Origin of the sequence: Paenibacillus thailandensis, from assembly GCF_042685365.1 — a bacterium.
In the GTDB taxonomy this organism is placed as follows: domain Bacteria; phylum Bacillota; class Bacilli; order Paenibacillales; family Paenibacillaceae; genus Paenibacillus_AP; species Paenibacillus_AP thailandensis.
This window is the reverse complement of sequence record NZ_JBHUMY010000020.1, coordinates 89991-112959: the sequence shown is the minus strand read 5'-3', so window position 1 is coordinate 112959 and position 22969 is coordinate 89991. Positions and strand designations below refer to the sequence as shown.

Below are 22969 nucleotides of genomic sequence, written 5' to 3'. Positions count from 1 at the left end.
AACCAGCAACAGGAAACGGAGGAAACTTAAATGTTCCCTGCCTCTTACGGTTGGATAGCAGCGGGAGGCCTTTTTTTTATGCTTATTCTCACCCTTGTCTTGTCGCCGATTAAGCTTAACGCGCATATCAGCAGGCAAGGCGTCGGCAATAACGACGAGATCAGCTTGAAGGTTAAAGCGCTGTTCGGCCTGGTTCGTTACCGGTTTCGGGTGCCGATGATGAAACTCGGCGGATTGTTCGTGACGGTGCGGGAAGAGTCGGAAAGCGATCTGCCGTGGAAACATGCGTTCGAACAAAATAAGGACGATATCGACAAAGGCAGCATCGATTCGGCTTTGCAAAATTGGGGAACGCTGCTGCAGCTGTTCCGTCATTTGGAGCTTTGGCTGCGCAGGGCGCTTAAGCGCGTCGACATTGTCGAATGGCGATGGCATACCACGGTCGGAGCGGGCGACGCGATGTGGACCGCGATGACGACGGGGGCGGTATGGTCGGTCAAAACCTCCTTGCTCGGATTTCTGTCGCAGCTGGTGCGGCTGAAAACCGAGCCGGAAATGAGCGTCCAGCCCGATTATCAGCAAGCTTCCTTTCGCACGGATTGGTTATGCACGGCCAAACTTTCCTTATGGGACGCCGTCGCGATCGGCTTGCAGCTCGCCGCCCGGCTGAAAAAGTCAAAGACCAGCATCAAAAAGCTGCAAAGCATGCTGAATCCTCAGCCGTCCCCGTAATGTTGGGATACATAGTCCTCCCGGAAGATGAGCAATCTATTAGCGTTAACGCACGGCTTATCGCTTATTTTCAACGGAAGCAGGAGGTAGGACAAATGCAAGAGCATCCAATACAAGGTCTTATGCAGACGGCCATGGAAAATATCAAAGAAATGGTCGACGTCAATACGATCGTCGGCGACCCGGTCCAAACGCCCGACGGCAGCGTGATCATGCCGATAAGCAAAGTCGGGTTCGGGTTCGTTGCAGGCGGCAGCGATATTCGTTATGACGGCCAATCCGCCGGTCATATTCCCGGGGAAACGAACCATGCAGCCGCACAGCCTCCGTTCGGCGGCGGCAGCGGCGGCGGCGTGTCCATTACGCCGATCGCATTTCTTGTCGTAGGCACGCATGGCGTCAAAGTAGTGCCTCTGGACAATCAAACGCATCTGATCGAGCGCGTTATCGACTCGGCACCGCAAGTATTCGAAAAAATTCAATCGATGATGCGCAACAACAACACGACGGTAACAACCGGAACGTTCATTCCGGACGAGACGGTACCCGACCGGTACGTATAGCCGCCCTCGAAGGGCGGTTTTTTCTTTGTCATTGGAAATTTTTCCGGTGGAGGGGGGCTCCTCCAAAAGTAATCGGAATTCGCTGCAGAGCTTCGGGTCACTTTTGGGGGATTTGTTCTTTTTTGCGGACAGAGGCGTCTAACCGAATCCAAATCGGCATAAACTATAAAAAGCCGTTTACAAGGGAGGAGCAGTATAACGAACATGTTAGCGTATCGGCTTTTGCGACTCGGTTTATGCATAACCGTCACATTGCTTTGCATCCGGACAAGCAATCTTCACGCTTCGCAGCAAACCGGGGACGACAATCCTCCGGCTATTTCCACGCACGCCGAAGCGTCGGCGCTCATCGACGTCACGTCCGGCAGGCTGTTGTACAGCGATAACGGAGATACTCCGATGCGGATTGCCAGCCTGACCAAAATCATGACCGCGATTGTCGCGATCGAGCACGGGAAATTGTCCAGCATGGTCAAAACCGGAAAGCGGGCCGCGGGCCGCGAAGGATCCTCCATCTATTTGCGGCTGGGGGAAGAAATGAAGCTGCTCGATATGTTATACGGCTTGATGCTTCGCTCGGGCAACGATGCGGCGACCGCGATCGCGGAGCATGTCGGCGGTTCGGAGGAAGGCTTCGTGGCGCTCATGAATGAGAAAGCGGCGTATTTGGGATTAACCAACACGCAATTTATGAATCCGCACGGGCTCGATGACGACGGGCATTATTCGTCAGCCAACGATTTGGCCAAGCTGACCGCATACGCGCTCAAAAATCCCGTGTTCGCCAAAATCGTCGCGACCGACGTCAAGACGGCGCCGAACCCTTACGATCCATGGGATTACAAATGGAAAAACAAAAACAAAATGCTCCGGCTGTATGAAGGGGCGGACGGCGTTAAAACGGGCTATACGAAAAAAGCGTTCCGCTGTCTCGTCAGCTCGGCCACCCGCAACGGCCAGCAGCTGGCGGCCGTGACGCTTAACGACGGGGACGATTGGAACGATCATATGAGGCTGCTGGACTGGGGATTTGCTCACTTCAAGCTGACGCAGCTTACCGATAAAGGAGCGGTAATCGAAGGCACTTCGTACGTTGCCGGACAAGCTTTCCGTTATCCGCTTGCGGAGTCCGAAAAGGATCAAGTCCGATACAAGGCGGTATACGTTAAGGCCGATTCGGTTCAAAGCGCCCTGGGAGAAAGGGGCGCGCTCGAATGGTATTTGAACGGCGCGAAAATCGGTGCCGTTCCGCTTGTCGACGCCGGAAGCGCAAGACTTAAGCTGCCGGAGCGCAAGCCGATGACGGAGGAGGCATGGGCCGATTACAAAAAAGCGGCCGGAGGCGGATTTTTGTCCGAGATGGCGAAAGCATGGTCCGCGCTGTTTAAAGGGGACTAGCAATAAATCGCTGGGGGAGGCGGTTTGTCGATGGTGAATTGGATTTGGTTGTTTATGATTGTGGCCAGCGTAGCGGCAGCTGCATACAACGGGCGAATGGACGAAATTACCCAAGCGGCGTTCCAAGGGGCCGAATCGGGCGTGACGATCAGCTTCGGCTTGATCAGCATTATGGTGCTGTGGCTCGGACTTATGCGGATCGCCGAGGACGCCGGGCTGCTGGCGAAGCTGGCCAAGCTGCTGGGCCCTTTTGTGCGCAGGCTGTTTCCGGACGTGCCCGAAGGCCATCCGGCGCTTGGATATATTATGAGCAATCTAAGCGCCAATCTGTTCGGGCTCGGCAACGCGGCCACGCCGATGGGAATTAAGGCGATGCAGGAGCTTCAGAAGCTTAACCCGGACAAAAACGTCGCGACGCCCGCCATGTGCACGCTGCTCGCTTTAAATACGTCAAGCATAACGATCATTCCGACGACATTGATTGCGATCCGCATGAAATACGGCTCGGCGAACCCGGCGGAAATCGTCGGGACGACGCTACTTGCGACCGCTATCGCGACCGGAGCGGCGATTGCCGCCGATCTATGGTACCGGAAGCGCCGGCCGCCGGGCGGCGTCAACCCGAACGCCGGGGGCAAGCCTAACACGGCCAAGCGCGGAGCTGCGTCCGGCATCTTTTCCGCCGGAGGTGGACAAGGTGTATGACTGGTTTATGAAGCTTTCCGCGTGGCTTATTCCCGCAGTTATCGTATTTATTCCTTTATATGCGGCTTTTCGGAAAATACCGGTTTACGAAACGTTTCTCGACGGCGCGAAAGACGGCTTCGGCACGGCCATTAACATCATTCCGTCGCTGGTCGGCATGATGGTTGCCATCAGCATGTTCAGAGCGTCGGGAGCGATGGATATGCTGCTTGGCTGGGCGAAGCCGTTGTTCGAAGCGATCGGCGTTCCGAGCGAAGTGCTGCCGCTCGCGATTTTGCGTCCGTTAACGGGCGCCGGCTCGCTTGCTTTTACGGCCGATTTGATCCAAAATTACGGGCCCGATTCGCTGATCGGGCGCATTGCTTCCACGATCCAGGGCAGCACGGACACGACGCTGTACGTGCTGACCGTTTATTTCGGCGCGGTCGGCATCCGCCGAACCCGTTACGCGCTTAAGGTGGGTCTGTTCTCGGATTTGGTCGGGTTTATCGCGGCGATCGTGATATGCATGTTCATCTTCGAGTGACCGAACTTGTGCTTTTCGCTCCATATCGTTATGATGGAGGTTGAGGTGAACCCGAGTGGAACGATTACAGAAAATATTGGCGCAAGCGGGAGTGGCTTCCCGCAGAAAATGCGAAGAGATGATTACGGCCGGCCTTGTCGAAGTGAACGGCGTGAAGGTAACCGAGCTAGGCGCGAAAGCGGACCCGGCGGCGGACGTCATTACCGTGAACGGCAAACGGATTAAAGGCGAGAAGAAGCTGTATCTGATGCTGAATAAACCGAAAGGCGTCATTACGAGCGCGACCGATCCGCAAGGGCGCAAAGTGGTGACCGATTATTTGCCCGGCATCAAGGAGCGGGTATATCCGGTCGGACGGCTCGATTACGATACCGAAGGCCTGTTGCTGCTGACGAACGACGGCGAATTCGCCAACCTGCTTACGCATCCGAGCCACCATGTGCCGAAGACCTATCTGGCAACGGTGAAAGGCATTCCGCACGGCAGCTCGCTGGAGAAGCTCCAGAACGGCATTGAGCTGGAGGACGGCATGACGGCTCCGGCCGAAGTGGAATACGCGGATGTCGACACGGACAAAAATCAGGCGACGATCAGCATTACGATTTATGAAGGAAGAAACCGGCAGGTGCGCCGCATGTTCGATGCGATTAAACATCCGGTGCTTAAGCTGAAGCGGATCCGCTTCGGGGAGCTTCCGCTCGCTCCGCTGCCGCGCGGCAAATACCGCCACTTGACGGAGGCGGAAGTGAAAGAACTGCGCAACATGGCGCTTAAGTCACATAATATTCATAAATAGCGAATCGACTCGGCGGCATTTGCCGTCGAATTTTCGTTATAATGGAAGTAACAGCCAAGACGAGTCAAAAGCGGACCTCAAAAGGCGGTCCTTCATCTTCGAAAAACCTCGGCTGAGGTTTTCTTACATCAAGGTGGTGGATTAAGGAATGAAAGCGTCGCGCAAACCGGTTCAAATTGCAATACTGCTGGCCGTGCTGTTGATCGGAGGCTACGCTGTCGGGACAACCTTGTTCGCGTCCGGCGGCAATTCCGTTCCGAAGGTCGGCGGCAAGCCAAACGAATTCAATCTGGTGGATTTGGAAGGCAACGTGCACCGTCTGTCCGATTACGCCGGCAAACCCGTCGTCATCAACTTCTGGGGTTCGTTCTGTCCGCCTTGCGTGGAGGAGATGCCGGAGTTCGAGCAGCAATACAACAAGTGGAAAGACCGGGGACTGACCATTCTGGCGATCAATTTAAGCGAGGATACGCTTACGGTCAACAACTTCGTTCGTCAATTCAACCTGACTTATCCGATATTGCGGGACGTTGACCGGAAGACGGAGAGAAGCTACGGCCTTCGTTCGTATCCGACCACTTTTTTCGTGAAGGCCGACGGCACCATTATGGAAATCAAAGTAGGCGGCATGACGCAGCAGGATATCGACGAGAGGATCGAACGTTTGCTTGCGGCGTAGCGGGCCGTGTATATCAACAGTCTGGACTAGGAGGTTTCCGTAAGTGTCCTTGGTACATAATACGAAATGCGATTGCGGGCACCAGAATTACGTCGGAACCGTATTATGCGAAAGCTGCGGCAAGCCGCTCACGGACGATGCCGGCTCGTCCATGCCGCTTGAGATGCGGTACGACGGGGCGGCAAGGCGTTCCCAGAAAAGCAATCCGAACTGGATCGACCGGATCTGGAATTTTTTCTCTTCCGTAAAGGTAGCCATTTATCTGATTCTCATTACGCTTATTTTGGCTACGCTGGGTACGATCTATCCGCAGGAAAACACGTTTGTCCGCGATGCCGATTTTGCGGCCTACTATAAAGAAACTTACGGCGTTCCGGGGCAAATTTATTACGCGCTTGGTTTATCCCGTACTTACGAATCCTGGTGGTTCATTACGCTGCTCGTCATGATCGGGACTTCTCTTGTCGTTTGCAGTCTCGACCGCGTTCTTCCGCTGTATAGGGCGCTCAGCAAACAGCAAATCCGAAAGCATCTGCAGTTCATCCGCCGGCAAAAAACGGTTTACGTCGCTCCGCTGGAAGCGAAGCCGGATGAATGGATCCAGTCTTTTGCCCATGCGCTTAAGCGTAAGCGCTACCGGGTTCATACGGACGGGGATGCGCTGCTTGCGGAGAAAAACCGGTTCAGCCGCTGGGGCCCTTACATCAATCATATCGGGCTGATTTTGTTTCTTTTGGCCATCTTGGCACGAAGCATCCCGGGCTGGCAAATGGACAGCTACGTAACGATTCCGGACGGCGAAACGGTTCCGATCGAAGGCACGAAGTATTATGTCAAAAACGAGAAATTTACCGTCGAATATTACAAAGACGAAGAGCTGCCGGAGGAACTGAAAGGCCAGGTTCGCGCGAAGCGCTACGAAACGAAGGCGGTTCTGTACGAATGTACGGCGAACTGCGGCGACCCTCTCGCCGAGCCCGAGCTGAAGGAAGTAGAGCGGCACGACATTACCGTAAACAGCCCGCTTCGCTACAAAGGTCTGAAGCTGTTTCAATACGATTACGATTTGACGCCGCGCCTGCAAGCGGTCAGCCCCGTCGTTATCGACAAGCAAACCGGCCAAAGCTACGGCCCGTTCGAGCTGCCGATGAAGGATGCTCCGCTCGAATACGAAGTGGGTCCGTATAAGCTGACTCTGCGGGCTAATTTTATGGAATTCGCGCTGAACGACAAAGGCGAGCCGACAACGCTGGGGAGGGACCCGAAAGCTCCGGCATTTGTGTTCATGGTTAGCGGTCCCGGCCTTGCCGAAGGCGGCGAGCCGTACATGTATTTCCCGATGGAGAAGGACAAAGTGAAATTCGGTCAAGACCGGATTAACGGCGCTTTGGCGGACAAGCTGGAGATCAAGGTGGAAGGAATGGAAAACGTCCGTTTCTCCGAAGCCTCCACTTATCTGAACGTGCGCGTCGACCGCGCTTTGAACTACGTATGGGTGGGCGCCATCGTCTCGATGATCGGCCTTCTGATGGGGGCTTATTGGCATCACCGCCGCATTTGGCTCCGCATCGACGACGGCGTGTTGTCGCTCGGGGCGCACACGAACAAAAACTGGTACGGCTTGCGCTCGGAAGTGGCGGCGGCATTGAAGAGAACGGGCATCACCGTCGATCCGAAGACGCTCGATAACGGAGGGAACAAAGCGTGATTGAATTTAGCAGCAATGCGTTTCTTGTCGCATTTTTTCTATATTGCTTTTCGTTCATGTTTTTCGTCATTGCGATCGCCGGCAAAAGATGGAGCAACCGGGAGCCCCTTGCACATGAGAAGCGGTGGAGCAAAATTTCGTTTATCGCCGCATGTCTCGGGCTTGCGCTGCACCTGACCTTTTTCTTTACGCGCTGGATCGGCAGCGGGCAAATTCCGACCAGCAACATGTACGAGTTTATGACGTTTCTGGCCATGGCCATTATGATCGCTTTCGTTATCGTTTATCTCATCTATCGTAAGCCGCTGCTCGGCATGTTTACGCTTCCGCTTGTCGTCATCATAATCGGTTACGCCTCCGTATTTCCGTCAGAGGTTCAGCCGCTTATTCCGGCGCTGCAATCCAATTGGCTGAAGGTGCATGTGACGACGGCGGCGCTGGGCGAAGCTTTTTTTGCCGTCAGCTTTGCGGCGGGGCTGCTGTATCTCGCTTCCGTCATCGATTTCGAAGGAACGACGAAGGCGCAGAAGAGGGAGCAATTCTGGCTAGAATTTTGCCTTTATTCCATCGTTCTGGTGGTCGGATTTATTGTCGTCGTGTTTGCGTTCAAGGGCGCAGGCTACGAAGCCCAATTCGTTCAGGAGAAGGTGACGATCGACAGCCAGGGCGCGGAGCAAACGTCTTCGGCTACGGTCGATTATACGCTTCCTCCTATTGCGAAGCCTTTTAATAGCCAGCCGGTCCATATCGATTCGTTTCTCGGGATGAAGGACGGGCTGTTCGAGGCTCCGTCGTGGATGAACGGCGTAAACGCCGGACGCAAGCTGAACACGGTTATATGGTCCGTTATCGCCGGCTCCATCCTGTACCTGCTGCTTCGTCTTGTATTTCGGAAGCCTCTCGGCGCGGTCATCCACCCGCTTACGAAAGGGATCGAAGCCGAGGATTTGGACGAGATCAGCTACCGGGCGATCGCGATCGGGTTTCCGGTGTTTACGCTCGGCGCGCTCGTATTCGCGATGATCTGGGCAGAGAAGGCGTGGGGACGGTTCTGGGGCTGGGACCCGAAAGAAGTATGGGCGCTCATCACATGGCTATATTACAGCGCATATCTTCATTTCCGGCTGTCGCGCGGCTGGCACGGCAAACGGTCCGCGTGGCTGTCCGTCATCGGTTTCGTGATCGTCTTGTTTACGCTGATCGGCGTTAATTTGATTATAGCGGGATTGCATTCCTACGCTGGTGTATAATAGAGAAAGAATAGTTGTAAGGTGAAAGCCGCCCCGATTCGGGCGGTTTTCGGGAAGGAGCATGTAATATGACGGAATTCGACAGCCGTATTCTGGTCGTTGACGATGAGGAGAGAATTCGCCGGCTGCTTAAAATGTATTTGGAGAAGGAAGGTTATTTGATCGACGAAGCGGAAGACGGAGAAACGGCGCTTCGGATGGCAACCGGCCAGGATTACGAGCTTATTCTGCTCGACGTGATGCTGCCGGGAATAGACGGCATCGAGGTGTGTTCGCGGCTGCGCCAGGTGAAGGCGACTCCGGTGATCATGCTGACGGCCAAAGGGGAAGAAATGAACCGCGTTCAAGGCTTTGAGGTCGGCGCGGACGACTATGTCGTGAAGCCGTTTAGCCCGCGCGAGGTCATTTACCGCGTCAAGGCGATTTTGCGCCGCTCCTCGGCAACCGCTTATTTGTCCAAGGAAGCGAACTCGAGCAATAATATCGTATTTCCTCATCTTGTGATCGAGCATGACGCCCATCGTGTAACGGCGGGCGGGCAGGAGGTCAGCCTTACGCCGAAGGAATACGAGCTGCTGCATTACTTGGCGGTATCGCCGGACAAGGTGTTCTCGCGCGAAGAACTGCTGAAGGACGTATGGAACTACGAGTTTTTCGGCGATTTGCGCACGGTAGACACGCATGTCAAACGGCTTCGCGAGAAGCTGAACAAAGTGTCGCCCGAAGCTGCGTCCATGATAACGACCGTATGGGGAATCGGCTACAAGCTTGAGGTGCCGAAATAAATGGTCAAGCTCGGGGAAAAATTGTTCCGGATGGTTTGGAACAACGTCGTTTGGAAGCTGTGGGGCACCATTATTTTGCTGGTGGCGTTCGTTCTGCTTATTCTCGGCGTCTTTCTGCTGCAATATATCGACGTCGCTTTTACCGAGCCAAAAAAAGTTCAACTTTTGTACATCGTAGTCGGGATTATCGGTTTTTTGCTTTCGACGCTGCTGGCGTTTTTCCTGTCCAGAGTCATTCAGCAGCCGCTGCTGCAGCTGAAGAAGGCCGCAGACTCGATCGCGCAAGGCAATTATCAGATGCGGGTACAGGTCAGCTCAAGCGACGAGATCGGCGAGCTGGGGAAGACGTTTAACCGGATGACGGAAGAACTCGACCGGCTCATTCACGACCTAAGCCACGAGAAGGAGCAGCTCTCCCTTATTCTCCGAAGCATCGGCGACGCCGTCTTGTCCTTTGATTCCGAAGGCAAAGTCATCCTGATGAATCCGCCGGGCGAGCAGCTTATCGCCAGGTGGTCGGAATACGATCCGGGCTTGCGTTCTCCGGAAGATGGCCGGAACGTTCCGCTTAAGGTGCCGGGGCCGCTTCTCGATTCGTTCGAAACGGTTATGGAGGAAGGGCGCGAGCTCTCGGAGAAAATTCAAGTGCTCAGCGGCGTATGGTCTCTTGTGATGGCGCCTCTTCGCTCGGAAGGAATAGCGCGGGGCGCCGTCGCGGTTATTCGGGACGTAACCGAAGAGCATAAGCTGGAGCGAATGCGCCGCGACTTGCTTGCGAACATCTCGCACGAAATCCGCACGCCGCTGTCGATGATGCAAGGCTACAGCGAAGCGCTGCTCGACGATATCGCCACATCGCCGGAGGAGAGGAAGGAGCTTGTGCAGATTATTCATGACGAGTCGCTGCGAATGGGGCGGCTTGTCGCGGATTTGCTCGATTTGACCCGGATGGAGGCCGGGCATACCGAGCTCCAGCTGCTTCCGATCGATTTAAAGACGGTCGTGAACCGCGTTTGCCGCAAATATGCCGTATACGCAAAAGACCAAGGCGTCCTGCTGCGCACCGAGCTCTCGGAAGAGCCGCTTAAAGTGGAGGCGGCCGATATCGACCGGATCGAGCAGGTGCTTACGAACTTGATCGACAACGCTTTCCGTTACACGCCTGCCGGCAAGTCGATTACGATAACCGGCAAACGGGTTACGGCGGATGGAACACGCTATGTAGAAATCAAGGTGATCGACGAAGGCAAAGGCATACCGAGCGAAGACGTGCCTTACGTGTTCGAGCGGTTCTACAAAGCCGACAAAGCGCGCAAACGCGAGCTGACGGGCGGAGGAACGGGTCTTGGCCTTGCGATCGTTCAAAATTTGGTCCAATTGCATAAAGGGAGCATACGAGTGGAAAGCGAGCTTGGCGTCGGTACGACGTTTACGCTGCTGCTTCCTGTCGAAGCTCCAGCTCTAAACGCCTCGATTTAACCGGGGCGTTTTTTTACATTTCGACAACGTGCATATTTCGTCGAACTGGCGAGCTTTAGCCTTGCGATGAAGGCGATAAATGTCGCTGCCGCTTGTTGAAAAAAGAAGAGTAATCTTGTTTATCGTGAAACAATTCGGGGAATAACGGCATGTGAGTGAAACTTCTCTCGAAGTCGTTTAAGGAGAGGCGACCGTGCTTCTAACGTCAAACGGCACCGGCCTTTTGCAAGGCCGATGCCGTTTCATTTTGAAGATCGGTATCGTTAAACGTTACAGCGTAATTTCTTTGGCGTTATTCAAGCTAGGCAATCCAGTAATTTTGTCCAGCACTTCTTTAGGCGCGCTTTTGTCGACGCGCAAAATCATAATGGCCGATCCGCCTACTAGCTGACGGCCTACCTGCATCGTTGCGATGTTGACGCCGTTGTCGCCGAGAAGCGTGCCGACGCTGCCGATAATGCCCGGCTTGTCGTTATGCGAAATCAAAATCAAGTTGCCTTCCGGCGTCACGTCGACAGGGAATTTATCGATCGCGACAATGCGCGGTCCGTAGCCGGTCAGCAGCGTGCCGGAAACCGTACGTTCTTCCTGTTTCGTGCGCAGCGAAACGGTAACAAGGTTCGTAAAGTCTTTCGCCGCATGGGATTTGTTCGTTACGATGTTCAAATCGCGCACCTTCGCCAAGTGAAGGGAATTGACCACGTTCACTTGTTCCGAGCCAAGGTGATGCGACAATACGCCTTTTACGATATAACGGGTAATCGGCTGCGTGTCCAATTCGGCAAGCTCGCCGGAATAGCCGACGACGATTTCCTGAACGGCGCCTTCCGTGCATTGGGCAACGAAGCTGCCGAGCTTCTCGCCAAGCTCGAAGTAAGGCTGAAGCTTGCTTTGAAGATTGGCCGGAATCGGAGGCATGTTCACCGCGTTCATAAAAGGCTCGTCCCGCAAAATGTGCAGCACTTGCTCCGATACGTCGATAGCCACGTTCTCCTGGGCTTCGACCGTCGACGCTCCAAGGTGAGGCGTCACGATAATTTTCGGATTCGACAAGAACGGATGATCGGGAGCGGGCGGTTCCGATTCGAATACGTCAAATGCAGCTCCGGCAACGATACCGCTATTGACAGCTTCCACAAGCGCCATTTCGTCGATGATGCCGCCGCGGGCGCAGTTGACGATACGCATGCCCGGCTTCATGATCTCGAATTGGGCGCGGCCGATCATATGGCGCGTTTCAGGCGTCAGCGGGGTATGCACCGTCATAAAATCGGCGTTGCGGACGATTTCCTCGACCGTCGCCAGCTTGACGCCGAGCTTCTCCGCCCGCTCTTCCGTCAGGAACGGATCGTAACCGAGAATGTTCATGCCAAACGCTTTGGCGCGTTTCGCCACTTCGCTGCCGATACGGCCCATGCCGAGCACGCCAAGCGTTTTGTTGCGAAGCTCGACGCCAAGGAACGATTTGCGGTCCCATTCGCCGCCCACCGTCTTCAGGTAAGCTTGCGGAATGTGACGGGCAACGGCCATCATCATCGCGAACGTGTGCTCGCAAGTCGTAATCGTGTTGCCGTCAGGCGCATTAATAACGATGATGCCTTGGGTTGTTGCGGCGTTCAGGTCGATGTTGTCCACGCCAACGCCGGCGCGGCCGACGACTTTAAGACGGGTGCCCGCTTCCATAATGCGCGCGGTAACGCGGGTTTGGCTGCGGACGAGCAGCGCGTCGTACTCGCCGATAATCGCAACCAGCTCGTCTTCGTTTAGTCCGGTCTTCTTGTCGACAACTACGTCTGGAGCGTCGACAAGCTGTTGGATGCCGAGATCGCTGATCGGATCCGAAACTAACACTTTGAACATGTTCAGAATGCCTCCTAATGGTGGCGGAAGCCGGTTCGGCTTCGGCGCCTTGTCTGTCTGAATTGGACTTTTTTATAGAAAAAAACTCTGAAAAGAGTTCTAATCAACCACCGCTTTAACACTTTACCGTGTCTCAACAAGCCGATATGACAATTCGTAACGGGTATCGCTTGCTGGCATTTTCCAGTTCAGCGCCGTTACTTGTATCCCAATTTAACATGTTACCATAAGAGTTGGAAGATGGGGCATATCCATTTGACTATCTCATTTTATAGCATGAAAGCTGTCGATTGCAATGCCGAAACTTGCCCATTTGTGAAAATTTCGTTAGAATTCGTACAGGAGAACAGGCTTTTCGGGCTGCGATTCAGAGGCGCAAATCTCAATCGAAGCCCTCGAGGACGGACGATAGCGCGGGAAAGGTCGATTTAATCGCTAAATTCATTTGTTCTTCCGACAGATTGCGAGTGCTTTATATTCGATTAAGGTAAAAAACAGCAAGGAGATTCGACCATGGATAACTGGTACGATGTGGAGCCGCGGAAGCTGCTAGAGCTTGTCGAAAGCGGAGAAATTAAAGAGGATCAAATTATCGATGTGCGCGAGCCGGAGGAATGGCATTACTACCATCTGCCGGGCTCCACGCACATCCCGATGAATACATTGCCATACGCGCTGGATCGGCTGCCTGCCGACAAGCCGCTGTATATCGTATGCGCCCACGGCGTGAGAAGCGTCGCGGTATGCCGATATTTGGCGGAAATCGGCGGCTTCGGGCACGGCCTCTATAATGTAGAGGGAGGCATGGCGTCGATCGCTTCTCTGCGGGGCTTCGATTACGATTAACGGTTAGAAGAGCGGAATATCCGGCAGCAGTTCGTCGCGGTATTGCTGTCCGGCGCCGTAATCGCCGCTGCGAACCGATTTCGTTTCCGTCAGCAGGTCGATTACGGCGCCTATCGTGGCCAGCCCCCTTTTGCCGGCTTGCCCGCTCGCGATCATCTCGTCGACGCGTGCGGTCAAATCTTGCGGCAAGTAATCGGTCAGTCCGTTTTTGGACTGAAGCGCATCAGCCGCAAGCTTGTTTTTGACCACGAGCGGAAGTCCGCTCCAAACGGAAAGCTTCATGCCGGCGTTATACGCGTATTCGGCAGGAATCGCCGAATCGACGGACGCCGACCACTGCAGCATGCTGCCGTAGAAAAGCCGCTGTCCTTGCAGCTGTTGTTTGACGGCGGACTTGTAATTCGCGTTAGCGGCGATGGCTGCGTCAAGCTCGGCGTTGTTCGATTTTTTTGCGGCTGCAGCGGCGTCGTCCGCCGCATCCTTGAACAGCTTCAAGCTGCGCAGGTAAGCCGCTTGCGAAGCGCCGACCAGCTTGACGTGCTGCAGGCTGACGCTTCCGGCTTCGTCGTATTTGACGGAAGCGAGCTTGGCCAGTCTCGCGAATTCGGCTTTGGCGTCGCCAAGCGAGCCTTGCGCCAGCGAATCGGCGACCTTGTCCCATTCGGCCTGAAATTCCCGGTAAGGCACGAATACGTTATTATAGAAAACGGCAATGTCCTGCTGACTTGCAGGCGAAGTGCCGGCTGCTTGCGCGTCGCCCTCTTTTTCGGCCTCGTAATCGGCTTCGGCCATGCTGATGCCCGTTTTTAAGCCAAGCAAATAGGAACCCGCCGCAAGCGTAAGCGTTAATATAAACAAGATGCTGAAGATGAAGGCCATGCGGTTTTGTCTTTTTTCCATTAACGTTGTAACTCCCCTTATATCATAATAAATTTAAAGTTCGACCCGCGCAGCAAATCGAACCTTAAGACAGGCGGAAAATTATGAAAAAGTTTGACATTCGAAAAATCCGGGTGCAAAAAGTAACGGCAGACCAGTTAAACGACAGGCTGCTTCTCATCAATTTATACGTTACTCAAGCACTAACTCTTATTATCGGTCTGATCTGGCTGTTATTTCAGCGCCAAAATCCATTGCGTCTATTGGAATTTCCGGAAGGGCTTCATTTTTTGGCTTGGGGAGCGGGTCTGGCGGCGGCGGTTATCGCCGCGGATTTGGTTTTATCGAGATGGGTGCCCGAAGAGGCGTCCGACGACGGCGGCATAAACGAGATGCTGTTCCGCGAACGCCCGATATGGCATATCGTACTCATTTGTCTGATCGTATCGGTATGCGAGGAATTGCTGTTCAGGGGAGCGATTCAGCATTCGTTTGGTCCTTATTGGACCAGCATCATTTTTGCGGCGATCCATGTCCGTTATTTAAGGCACTGGATTCCTACGGGTCTGGTGTTCTCCATCAGCTACGGGCTAGGCTGGATCTATATCGAGTCCGGCACTTTATGGGCTCCGATCGTCGCGCATTTTCTAGTCGATTTGGTTATGGGGCTCATCATTCGTTTCAGGAGGAATACATGAGCAGGGTTGAGAAATTCGGGAGATCGAGAAAAAAAAAGCAGCATGACAAGGCGGAGCGGCAGTTCGGCCAGCGCAGTGACTCGACGTCGAATCAGGCTTTGCCGCCTCGCCGCCAGAAGCATCCTTCCAGCAGCCAAAAAATAGCGAAATGGTACTATAATTTATTATTCGTATTGTTTGTGTGTCTGGTTGCCGGACTTTTCTGGTACGGCGTCAAATATTCGCAGTAGATTGTATCCTGCGGCTGAATGGCACTCACGATAAAACGACCCGTTGACGGGTCGTTTTTCGTTCATTATCGCCATATTTAACGATAGTCCGATGCTTTGATTCGTTTCGGGACGGTGATCGTTCCGCTCCATGTTTTAAAGGAATAATGAAACGCGGCGTTTTTGGTCCGATAAAGGATGGGCAAAAACTTATACTGGCTGCGTATATAAGGGACTGCAGGCTCAGCCTTTCGGTATTCGCCATGTGCTTGCAGTTCGTGCGCTTTCAGGTTGTCTTTCAACTGAAGATGGAGCAGCCGAATAACGGTACGCCGTATACCGGGATCGAGGATCGGGAACATAATTTCGATCCGATGGGTTAAATTTCGGGTCATCCAATCCGCGCTTGAAAGCCAGACACGAGGGTTTCCTCCGCTCTCGAAATAAAAAATGCGCGAGTGTTCAAGGAAGCGGTCTACGATGCTGCGGACCGCAATGTTGGCGCTTTGGCCGGAGACGCCGGGACATAAGCAGCAAATCCCGCGAACGATCAAATCGATTTTAACCCCTGCGTTGGAAGCTTCGTAAAGCTTATCGATGATGTCCCGATCCGATAACGAGTTCATTTTGGCAATAATCTTCGCAGGCTTGCCGGCTGCCGCGCTGCTTATTTCATTATCGATAAGCGAGTATAGCTTGGCCCTTAAATCCGTAGGGGAGACGGCCAAATAATTCGACTTGCGGTGCGGCACAAATCCCGAAATTTCATCAAATAATGCGCTCACTTCAGCGGCAATGCCGGCCTCGGCGGTAAATAAACCGATATCGGTATACAATTTGGCGGTCTGCCCGTTGTAATTTCCCGTTGACATATGAACATAGCGTTTCGGCCCCCCCGTTTCCCGCCGTTCGACGAGCGTCATTTTGGCATGAATTTTTAAACCGATCCATCCGTATATCACTTCGCAGCCCGCTTTTTCCAACGCTTTCGCCCATGCGATGTTCCGCTCTTCATCGAATCGAGCCTTAAGTTCGACGACAACCGTAACATGCTTTCCGTTCTGTGCGGCGCGGATCAGCGCCCGGGTAATTCGCGAGTGCTTGCTAACGCGGTATAACGTCATTTTAACGGCCGTGACGGCTGGATCGATCGCGGCTTGTTCGATAAAATCGTTGAACGCGTCAAACGATTCGTACGGGTGAAAAAGCGCGACGTCTTGCTCGCATAGGACGGAAAAGAAAGACCGTTGCTTGAACGCTTGCGGATAGATCGGCTTATACTCCGGGTACCACAGCCTTTCGCCGTCCGCTGCGGTAATCGCAAATTTCATCCAATAGCTTAAATCAAGCGGTCCATCGATAAGTGCAGCATTATCGCTTATGTCCATCTGCTTTCGCAGCCGGTTGTAAGCGTAAGGATGAACGTCCTTTTCCATGTCAAGACGTACAGGGGACCCGCGTTGCCTTCTAGGCAATTTCCGTTCCATCTCATGCAGCAAATCTTCCGCTTTTCTTTCCTCCAGCAACAAGTTGGCGTCGCGAATAATCCGAAATAAAGATGTGCCGGCTACTTGGGCTTCTTTGAATATAAGCGGAATATGCCGTTTCAACAGTTCTTCCACCATAATGAACTGCCGCTTGCGCTCTTCGCCTGGAGAAAGCTCCAGATAACGCCCCCATTTCGTCGGCACTTCAAGCAACGCCAGCGTCTCTTCTTCAGGAAAGCCTGCATGTTCTCCCGTTAACACAACGGCAAAATAAAGACGCTTGGATTTGATTAACGGAAAAGGGGCCTTTTCCTCCACCATGATCGGCTTTAACTCAGGCAGCATATGGCTGCAAAAAAACGCGTCGATTTTATCCTTTTGAATAGCCGTTAAGCTGTCGTAAGATGTGAATTCGAACCCGCCCGAAGCAAGCTCTATTGTAAAAGGACTGAGCGCCGCGTAAAGATCCGCAACAAGCTCTTCCGTTTTTTGGACGATCGCCTTAAACAATTCGCCAGGCGCATAACCGCTAAAATCTTTTTCGGTGACGCCCGATTTCCATAAGTTTCGTATGCCGGCTGCCCGTACGCTCATAAATTCATCCAAATTGGTCGACACAATCGAAAAAAATTTGGCGCGTTCCAAGATCGGCAAACGTTCGTTTTGCGCCTCCCCCAAAACCCGACGGTTAAATTCGAGCCAACTTAAATCGCGGTTCATGTATTTGCAGCTCATCGAACGCAACGCTTACTTGCGGCTGAAAAGCCGTCCGACTTTTTGAATCAAGTGCCATGAAGCGCTGTAGCGAACCGTAACGGTCTCAACGTTCTTTCCTTTATCCGAAGCTTGCATGCAAGCACCTCCGATCAATCACTCGCCGTCCGAAGGAAAGCGAGTGATTGTAATATCGTTTTAGATGATTTCCTCCATTTTGTGCGCAACGTTATTCGCAAAACGATTGTTGACCAGCATTTTTCCGGCTTCGTTTCCGACCTTGCGTCCGAGGGAATTGCCGAGCAAGCCGCCGACAACGGAACCGACAACGGTTCCTACTCCCGGCAGGACGGCAGTTCCCGCCATTGCACCGTATTCGATGCCTGCCATAATGCCGATGGCGCCCGTTACGTTTTCCGATGTTTTAACCGCGTATCGCGATTTTTCCATTTCTCCGTTAAAAAAGCTTCGGGTGTCCTGAAGTTGGGATATTCCTCCGGAAATCAAGCCGCCCCAAAGAGAACCGCCTTTGAACATTTCTTGCCACATTTTGTTCACCCCCTTTATCGATCGATATGAGGTTGACCCGATTCAAGTGTTCCCCTGTTGGCATTGCGGTTTTCGTTATAAATGCTGGGTATATTTTCGGGAAATTCCGAAGCCTTGCCCACAACTTGGTCTCTTGCGTCAAGGAACCATCCGGTTCCTTTGACGGCCAGCTTCCTGGCGGCTTTTCGCGCATCGGGGGAGACAGCCAACACAATTCCCGCAGCTGCAAGAAAAATGCCGAACGGCGATTTTAGCATACGTTGTCCTCCTTTTGAATTGGCATATAAATTAGAGGTTTTCACATGAAATGGATAAATTATTCATCGGCTTACATGAATGCCGCAAAGTCCATTAAGTACAATAATCCCGAATAAAAAGGGGACGCCCGATAAATATTATTTGCTAATAGATATGACGACGAGGAGCTGGAATAATGGCGCCCACTGGGAAGCAACGATTTCTGCGGTTATTGCCCGGCCGGATTCGAATCGAAATTGCCGGACTAAAAGAACAGCCCAATACCGTTGATTTTCTGGTTGAGCGACTCTCAGCGATTAAAGGGATTCGCCGGATTGCGCCCTGTACCGTTTCGGGACGGGCTTTGATCGAGTATGACGAGTCCAAGACGGATGCCCGGGAAATCATTCGCGCCATTCAAGAGGTCGAAAGAACCGTATGCGCTGCTGTCCGCGATATGGGCCAAGCTTCAATGGACCTTGCCATACGGGAAGCGGCAGCCTCCGCCGAACCGGTTACGGAAAAAGAGCTCCTCTGCGAGCTTGGACCGGTAGAACCGTTGCGTTTCGACGAGCCTGTTCCCAAAGAACGGGTTCCGCTCCCGCTTGCGGCCGCTATGGGGGGGCTTGCCGTATTAGGGGCCAAAAGGCTGTTTATGGGGCAGTCTGCGCTGGCGGGCAGCCCGATTCCTTTTTATTTATCCGGTCTTGTGTCGGTCGTTACAGGGTATCCGTTTCTAAAACGGGGATTCGAAACGTACTCTCAAAACAAGAAGTGGAATTCGGACCTATTGTTAGGATCATCTACTCTGGCGCTCGCATTAGTAAGAGAAAACCTGGTCGTGCTGGCCGGGTTAAGCGTTCTTCAATTTCTGAACTGGAAACGAAGCCGGCTTGCCTTTGAAGAGGGCTGCGGAAATTGGCTGTCCCCGGAAATTCAAAGCTACAGCGATAAAGCGGCCAAGTGGGGGTTAGTCGGCGGCGCGGCGACGTGGGCGATTACGCGCAACCCGCTTCAAGGCATCGCCGTGCTGCTCGCCGCTAACCCAAGGCCCGCCACGATTCCGGCCCAATATGCGTGGCGGCAGGCGGAAGCCGTTTCGCAAGAACGAAATCTTACCGTGCCTTCGAACGGTTCGCTTTCCCAATTGGCCAGAACGAATATGCTTCTTATCGAAGATGCGTCTCTTATGTTTGAGGATGAAGCCAATTCGGACGGAATTCGTTGGGTCTCGCATGAAGAGGATGCCGACAAAGCGATATGTTATGCGGCATCTTTAATGAAAAACAGCGAGCACCCGTGGAAGAATGAGGTGTGGGAACAAGCGAAACAAACGTGCCGGACGATTCGGTCAGCCTTTCACGTCACCGAAGAAGAAGGCGGATTGAAAGGGAAAGTGAACGATACGTCTATTTTCCTTGGCACCTCCGCTTATTTGCAACAGAACGGCATTTCATGCGATTCGTACGCAATCGAAGCGAAACGATTGGAGCGTAATGGCTTCAAAGTAATGTTCGTCGGCAAAGCCGGCCATCGTCCCGATCCGTGCCTGGGGATCATCGCGCGGCAAGAAGAAGCGATTTTGAACGAATGGGGCAAGCAGCTCCGGCCGTTTACGGCTCAAGGCTGGAAAATCGGCGTACTGCATAATAAATCGAATATATCTGAAAGCTCGCTCCGAAAGTGCGGCCTTGATACAAGCTGGCTGTCGCTTCAGCCCGGCGAAATGATCGAAAGGGTCGCCCATATGCGGCAAAAAGGCGAGCATGCGCTATTCGTCACGGGTTTCGAACGGAATCCGTTAAACGAGTATCTAGCCGAAGCGGGCATCCCGGTCATAACGGCGGATCAAATTCCGCGCGTCCTTGAAACGTCGGAGTATGTGAAGCATGTCGATCGTGCCGTAAATGGACATTTCCAAGCGACGAAAAGCTGGAATTTGATCGGTTCTGCAATGGCTTGTGTCGGAGCGCTTAGCGCGCCTGTGGCCAATTTGGCTGCGGATGCGCTATCGCTTGTTTTTTTGACCCGTTCGAAGAGAGTGAGCGAAGCCGAATATTCGAATCCGGCACATGCGGCCGTTTCTCGGGAAACCGCCGCCGCTTCGGACGGGCTCGCATGGCATGCCGTCGAAGGAAGCGAGGTGCTGGAGCGCTTTCAAGTCGAGCAGCGAAGCGGTCTTTCCGCCGAGCGCGCAGCCGAGCTTAAGAACCGTTACGGCATGAACCGGCTGGAAGGCAAACAGCCGACGCCCTGGTTGGTCGCGTATTTCAATCAATTCAAAGAATTTACGACACTTGTTTTGCTCGGGACGGCAACGTTCGCTTTCGTGAGCGGAGGGTTCGTTGACGGCATCGCGATGGGGGCGATTCTGCTCGCCAACGCAGCCATCGGTACGATTCAGGAACGGAAAGCCGACAAAGTCGTCCAGTCGCTGAACCAATTTCAACCTCAGATCTGCAAGGTGATAAGAGAAGGCAAGGAAACGGAAATCTCCTCATTGGAGTTGGTTCCGGGCGATATCGTTCATCTGGAGGCGGGCGACCGCGTTCCCGCAGACATACGTGTCTTGCATGCGTCGAATTTGCGCGTGAACGAAGCGGCGCTTACCGGAGAGTCGCTCCCCGTCGACAAATCCGGCATCGCGGTCGAAGGCGGCCGTCCGCTTCCGGAACGGAGCAATATGCTGTATTTGGGTACCGGTATATGCGGCGGCATAGGGACGGGAATCGTCGTCGATACGGGCATGCGAACGGAGATGGGCCACCTCGTGTCGATGCTGAAGCAGGACGACAAAGAGGTTACTCCTTTGCAGGAGAAGGTTACATCCATTAGTAAAAAATTCGTCAAGGGAGCGCTTGCCGCCGGCACGCTCGTTTTTATAACCGGTTTGATGAGGGGAATTCCGCTCAATCAGATGTTCTCGACTTCGATCGCTCTTGCCGCTTCCGCAATACCGGAAGGTCTTCCGGTCACGATTACGATCGCGCTAAGCGCCGGCATATTCCGGATGGCGAAGAAGCAAACGCTTGTACGAAAGCTGTCCGCTTTGGAGACATTGGGCAGGACGACGGTTATTTGTACGGACAAAACCGGTACGCTCACCCAAAACGAAATGACGGTAAAAGCCGTCGCTACGGCAGGCCGCTCTTGGACGGTTTCCGGCAGCGGATACGAGCCGGTCGGACAATTCCAAGAAACGAACCGGGAAGCTGCCGCCGGCATGCTTGCCGAATCGCCGTTAGACGGTGCGGCGGAGCCGGAGCTGGACCGCGATCTGAAACGGCTTCTTGAAATCGGCGCCTTGTGCAACAACAGCCGCTTGGAGAAGCAGGATGAAAGATGGATCGTAAAGGGCGATCCAACGGAAGGCGCTTTGTTAACCCTAGCGGCCAAAAAAGGGATATGGCCGTCAGACCTTCAAGGCTGGCGCAGAAGCCATGAAGAGCCTTTCGATTCCAATACCGGAAAAATGAGCGTCGTCTGTAAGGACAGCTCGGACAACAGCTGTTACCTTCTAATGAAAGGTTCGGTGGAGGCCGTTCTTCGGAGATGCAGCCGGTATCAAGCGAACGGCGTGCTGCTTCCTTTAAACGAGGAGCACAAAAACCAAATTTTGCGTTTAAACGAGCAGTATTCCTCCGATGCTTTGCGTGTGCTCGCTTTTGCTTATCGGCCCGTTGAGGATGACGGCGAAGGAGCGTGCGCGAATGAAGAGGATTTGATTTATGTCGGCATCGTCGGCATGGTCGATCCGCCGAAACCGGCAGTCGCGGAAGGAATTAAGAGCGCTCGATCGTTTGGCGTCAAAACGGTCATGATTACGGGAGATCACCCGATTACCGCCCTTGCGATCGCCAAGCAGATCGGCATATACGACGGCGCGCAAAAAGTGCTCTCCGGCCACGAGATCGACCGTCTGACCGACGAAGAGCTGACGGCCGTCGTCGAAGACGTCTCGATTTTCGCCCGGGTGACCCCCGAGCATAAGCTTCGCATCGTTTCGGCGTATCAACGCCGCGGCCATGTCGTTGCGATGACGGGCGACGGCGTAAACGATACGCCTGCCATCAAGAAGGCGGACATCGGCATCGCCATGGGGCAGCAAGGTACGGAAGTAACGAAAGAAGCGGCCGATATCGTGCTTCAGGAGGATCAATTCGGTTCCATCGTCGAAGGCGTAAAAGAAGGCAGAACGATTATCGGCAATATCCGCAAGGCGCTTGGATGCTTATTAACCGGAAACTTGGCCGAAATTATCGTGACGAGCGCGGCCGTTATGCTAGGACTTCCCATCCCGCTTGTACCCGTGCAAATTTTGCTGATGAATTTGATTACGGACGCCCTTCCCGCGATGGTGCTTGCCGTTAATCCGGGCAAAAAAACCGGAGTGACCGAACGAGCCGAAATTGCGGACGGAAATCTATATCGCAAAGTCGTTGCGCGCGGGGTTATGCTCGGTTTCGGTTCGCTCGGCTTGTTTGGGGCGACTCTGGCTTCCGGAGCGCCGATTGCGGTCGCGAAAAGCGTAGCATTCGCCACTCTTGTTGCGGGTCAGCTTATTCAGACGCTCTCGTGGAGACAAGAGGATACCGGACAAAGCGCCCGCGACTGGGCACAGGACCGCGTTCTTCTCGGCGCTTTGGGGATTTCCGGCCTTGCGCTGCTTACTGCGCTTTATTTTCCGCCGGCAGCCCGGTTTCTGCATACCGCGCCATTAACAATGAGGCAGTGGATCCCGGTGCTGGCGGTCGGAGTGACCGTATCCATCCTGTCTAAACCGGTCGTTTCCATGATGCGTTACCAAGGCGCTGCAGTGGAGAATGTGCCGGCAATAAGCGCCGTGCGAGCCGCAGCCTAATACGTTGC

The 22969-nt window shown here is 53.7% G+C and carries 20 protein-coding genes; 15 read left to right on the top strand and 5 right to left on the bottom strand.

Annotated features, from left to right (window positions below; all coding sequences use genetic code 11):
- The first annotated feature begins 78 nt into the window (after positions 1-78).
- From ACFSW5_RS17310 to ACFSW5_RS17260, 11 genes are all read left to right on the top strand, one after another.
- The gene (locus tag ACFSW5_RS17310; RefSeq protein WP_379275684.1) at positions 79-732 is read left to right on the top strand and encodes a DUF2953 domain-containing protein; all 654 of its coding nucleotides are present in this window, start codon (positions 79-81) and stop codon (positions 730-732) included.
- Between the two features lie 95 nt (positions 733-827).
- Complete coding sequence (gene ytfJ, locus ACFSW5_RS17305) at positions 828-1295, top strand: GerW family sporulation protein (RefSeq protein ID WP_379275682.1); 468 nt, start codon at positions 828-830, stop codon at positions 1293-1295.
- A 204-nt stretch (positions 1296-1499) separates the two neighbouring features.
- A complete protein-coding gene (locus ACFSW5_RS17300) occupies positions 1500-2693 on the top strand; it encodes a D-alanyl-D-alanine carboxypeptidase family protein (RefSeq protein WP_379275679.1) in 1194 nt (397 codons plus the stop codon).
- 30 nt (positions 2694-2723) lie between these two features.
- Positions 2724-3398, top strand: coding sequence for a nucleoside recognition domain-containing protein (locus ACFSW5_RS17295; RefSeq protein ID WP_379275677.1), 675 nt, complete (start codon positions 2724-2726; stop codon positions 3396-3398).
- 7 nt (positions 3399-3405) lie between these two features.
- Entirely contained in the window at positions 3406-3924 is a 519-nt protein-coding gene (locus ACFSW5_RS17290; protein WP_379275777.1) for a spore maturation protein, read from the top strand.
- Positions 3925-3979: 55 nt separating this feature from the next.
- The gene (locus ACFSW5_RS17285) at positions 3980-4720 is read left to right on the top strand and encodes a pseudouridine synthase (protein WP_379275675.1); all 741 of its coding nucleotides are present in this window, start codon (positions 3980-3982) and stop codon (positions 4718-4720) included.
- Positions 4721-4868: 148 nt separating this feature from the next.
- The gene (locus tag ACFSW5_RS17280) at positions 4869-5399 is read left to right on the top strand and encodes a redoxin domain-containing protein (protein ID WP_379275673.1); all 531 of its coding nucleotides are present in this window, start codon (positions 4869-4871) and stop codon (positions 5397-5399) included.
- Positions 5400-5448: 49 nt separating this feature from the next.
- Complete coding sequence (gene resB / locus ACFSW5_RS17275; protein WP_379275775.1) at positions 5449-7107, top strand: cytochrome c biogenesis protein ResB; 1659 nt, start codon at positions 5449-5451, stop codon at positions 7105-7107.
- A gap of 56 nt (positions 7108-7163) precedes the next feature.
- A complete protein-coding gene (gene ccsA / locus ACFSW5_RS17270) occupies positions 7164-8357 on the top strand; it encodes a cytochrome c biogenesis protein CcsA (RefSeq protein WP_379275772.1) in 1194 nt (397 codons plus the stop codon).
- Between the two features lie 68 nt (positions 8358-8425).
- Positions 8426-9142, top strand: a complete 717-nt coding sequence (locus tag ACFSW5_RS17265) for a response regulator transcription factor (RefSeq protein WP_379275670.1) — start codon at positions 8426-8428, stop codon at positions 9140-9142.
- Entirely contained in the window at positions 9143-10621 is a 1479-nt protein-coding gene (locus tag ACFSW5_RS17260) for an ATP-binding protein (RefSeq protein WP_379275668.1), read from the top strand. It begins immediately after the preceding gene.
- 270 nt (positions 10622-10891) lie between these two features.
- Here the strand turns inward: ACFSW5_RS17260 and serA are convergent, their stop codons facing one another.
- Positions 10892-12481, bottom strand: a complete 1590-nt coding sequence (serA, locus tag ACFSW5_RS17255; RefSeq protein ID WP_379275666.1) for a phosphoglycerate dehydrogenase — start codon at positions 12479-12481, stop codon at positions 10892-10894.
- Positions 12482-12994: 513 nt separating this feature from the next.
- Here serA and ACFSW5_RS17250 point away from each other — a divergent pair.
- The gene (locus ACFSW5_RS17250) at positions 12995-13327 is read left to right on the top strand and encodes a rhodanese-like domain-containing protein (RefSeq protein WP_379275664.1); all 333 of its coding nucleotides are present in this window, start codon (positions 12995-12997) and stop codon (positions 13325-13327) included.
- A 3-nt stretch (positions 13328-13330) separates the two neighbouring features.
- On the opposite strand, the gene ACFSW5_RS17245 is transcribed toward ACFSW5_RS17250, so the two are convergent.
- Positions 13331-14227: a hypothetical protein gene (locus ACFSW5_RS17245; RefSeq protein ID WP_379275662.1), complete on the bottom strand. Its 897-nt coding sequence runs from the start codon at positions 14225-14227 to the stop codon at positions 13331-13333.
- An 83-nt stretch (positions 14228-14310) separates the two neighbouring features.
- On the opposite strand from ACFSW5_RS17245, the gene ACFSW5_RS17240 reads away from it, so the two are divergent.
- Together ACFSW5_RS17240 and ACFSW5_RS17235 are read left to right on the top strand one after the other, a co-directional pair.
- On the top strand, positions 14311-14904 hold the full coding sequence (locus ACFSW5_RS17240; RefSeq protein WP_379275660.1) for a CPBP family intramembrane glutamic endopeptidase: 594 nt from the start codon (positions 14311-14313) through the stop codon (positions 14902-14904).
- On the top strand, positions 14901-15134 hold the full coding sequence (locus ACFSW5_RS17235; protein WP_379275657.1) for a hypothetical protein: 234 nt from the start codon (positions 14901-14903) through the stop codon (positions 15132-15134). The genes ACFSW5_RS17240 and ACFSW5_RS17235 overlap by 4 nt, the downstream gene beginning before the upstream one ends.
- A 77-nt stretch (positions 15135-15211) precedes the next feature.
- Here the strand turns inward: ACFSW5_RS17235 and ppk1 are convergent, their stop codons facing one another.
- From ppk1 to ACFSW5_RS17220, 3 genes are all read right to left on the bottom strand, one after another.
- Positions 15212-17320, bottom strand: a complete 2109-nt coding sequence (gene ppk1, locus ACFSW5_RS17230) for a polyphosphate kinase 1 (RefSeq protein ID WP_379275655.1) — start codon at positions 17318-17320, stop codon at positions 15212-15214.
- Positions 17321-17512: 192 nt separating this feature from the next.
- Positions 17513-17863 carry a hypothetical protein gene (locus ACFSW5_RS17225; RefSeq protein ID WP_379275653.1) on the bottom strand — a complete coding sequence of 117 codons (351 nt, stop codon included), beginning with the start codon at positions 17861-17863 and terminating at the stop codon, positions 17513-17515.
- A 14-nt stretch (positions 17864-17877) separates the two neighbouring features.
- Positions 17878-18120: a hypothetical protein gene (locus ACFSW5_RS17220; RefSeq protein WP_379275651.1), complete on the bottom strand. Its 243-nt coding sequence runs from the start codon at positions 18118-18120 to the stop codon at positions 17878-17880.
- 176 nt (positions 18121-18296) lie between these two features.
- Here ACFSW5_RS17220 and ACFSW5_RS17215 point away from each other — a divergent pair, with 176 nt between their 5' ends.
- Complete coding sequence (locus tag ACFSW5_RS17215; protein ID WP_379275649.1) at positions 18297-22961, top strand: cation-translocating P-type ATPase; 4665 nt, start codon at positions 18297-18299, stop codon at positions 22959-22961.
- Positions 22962-22969 lie beyond the last annotated feature (8 nt).

Bases quoted from the DNA above. Each gene is read 5' to 3' on its own strand.
- ACFSW5_RS17310 (WP_379275684.1), top strand. From the start codon at position 79: ATGCTTATTCTCACCCTTGTCTTGTCGCCGATTAAGCTTAACGCGCAT.
- ytfJ (WP_379275682.1), top strand. From the start codon at position 828: ATGCAAGAGCATCCAATACAAGGTCTTATGCAGACGGCCATGGAAAAT.
- ACFSW5_RS17300 (WP_379275679.1), top strand. From the start codon at position 1,500: ATGTTAGCGTATCGGCTTTTGCGACTCGGTTTATGCATAACCGTCACA.
- ACFSW5_RS17295 (WP_379275677.1), top strand. From the start codon at position 2,724: ATGGTGAATTGGATTTGGTTGTTTATGATTGTGGCCAGCGTAGCGGCA.
- ACFSW5_RS17290 (WP_379275777.1), top strand. From the start codon at position 3,406: ATGAAGCTTTCCGCGTGGCTTATTCCCGCAGTTATCGTATTTATTCCT.
- ACFSW5_RS17280 (WP_379275673.1), top strand. From the start codon at position 4,869: ATGAAAGCGTCGCGCAAACCGGTTCAAATTGCAATACTGCTGGCCGTG.
- ccsA (WP_379275772.1), top strand. From the start codon at position 7,164: ATGTTTTTCGTCATTGCGATCGCCGGCAAAAGATGGAGCAACCGGGAG.
- ACFSW5_RS17265 (WP_379275670.1), top strand. From the start codon at position 8,426: ATGACGGAATTCGACAGCCGTATTCTGGTCGTTGACGATGAGGAGAGA.
- ACFSW5_RS17260 (WP_379275668.1), top strand. From the start codon at position 9,143: ATGGTCAAGCTCGGGGAAAAATTGTTCCGGATGGTTTGGAACAACGTC.
- serA (WP_379275666.1), bottom strand. From the start codon at position 12,481: ATGTTCAAAGTGTTAGTTTCGGATCCGATCAGCGATCTCGGCATCCAA.
- ACFSW5_RS17250 (WP_379275664.1), top strand. From the start codon at position 12,995: ATGGATAACTGGTACGATGTGGAGCCGCGGAAGCTGCTAGAGCTTGTC.
- ACFSW5_RS17245 (WP_379275662.1), bottom strand. From the start codon at position 14,227: ATGGAAAAAAGACAAAACCGCATGGCCTTCATCTTCAGCATCTTGTTT.
- ACFSW5_RS17240 (WP_379275660.1), top strand. From the start codon at position 14,311: ATGAAAAAGTTTGACATTCGAAAAATCCGGGTGCAAAAAGTAACGGCA.
- ACFSW5_RS17235 (WP_379275657.1), top strand. From the start codon at position 14,901: ATGAGCAGGGTTGAGAAATTCGGGAGATCGAGAAAAAAAAAGCAGCAT.
- ppk1 (WP_379275655.1), bottom strand. From the start codon at position 17,320: ATGAACCGCGATTTAAGTTGGCTCGAATTTAACCGTCGGGTTTTGGGG.
- ACFSW5_RS17225 (WP_379275653.1), bottom strand. From the start codon at position 17,863: ATGTGGCAAGAAATGTTCAAAGGCGGTTCTCTTTGGGGCGGCTTGATT.
- ACFSW5_RS17220 (WP_379275651.1), bottom strand. From the start codon at position 18,120: ATGCTAAAATCGCCGTTCGGCATTTTTCTTGCAGCTGCGGGAATTGTG.
- ACFSW5_RS17215 (WP_379275649.1), top strand. From the start codon at position 18,297: ATGGCGCCCACTGGGAAGCAACGATTTCTGCGGTTATTGCCCGGCCGG.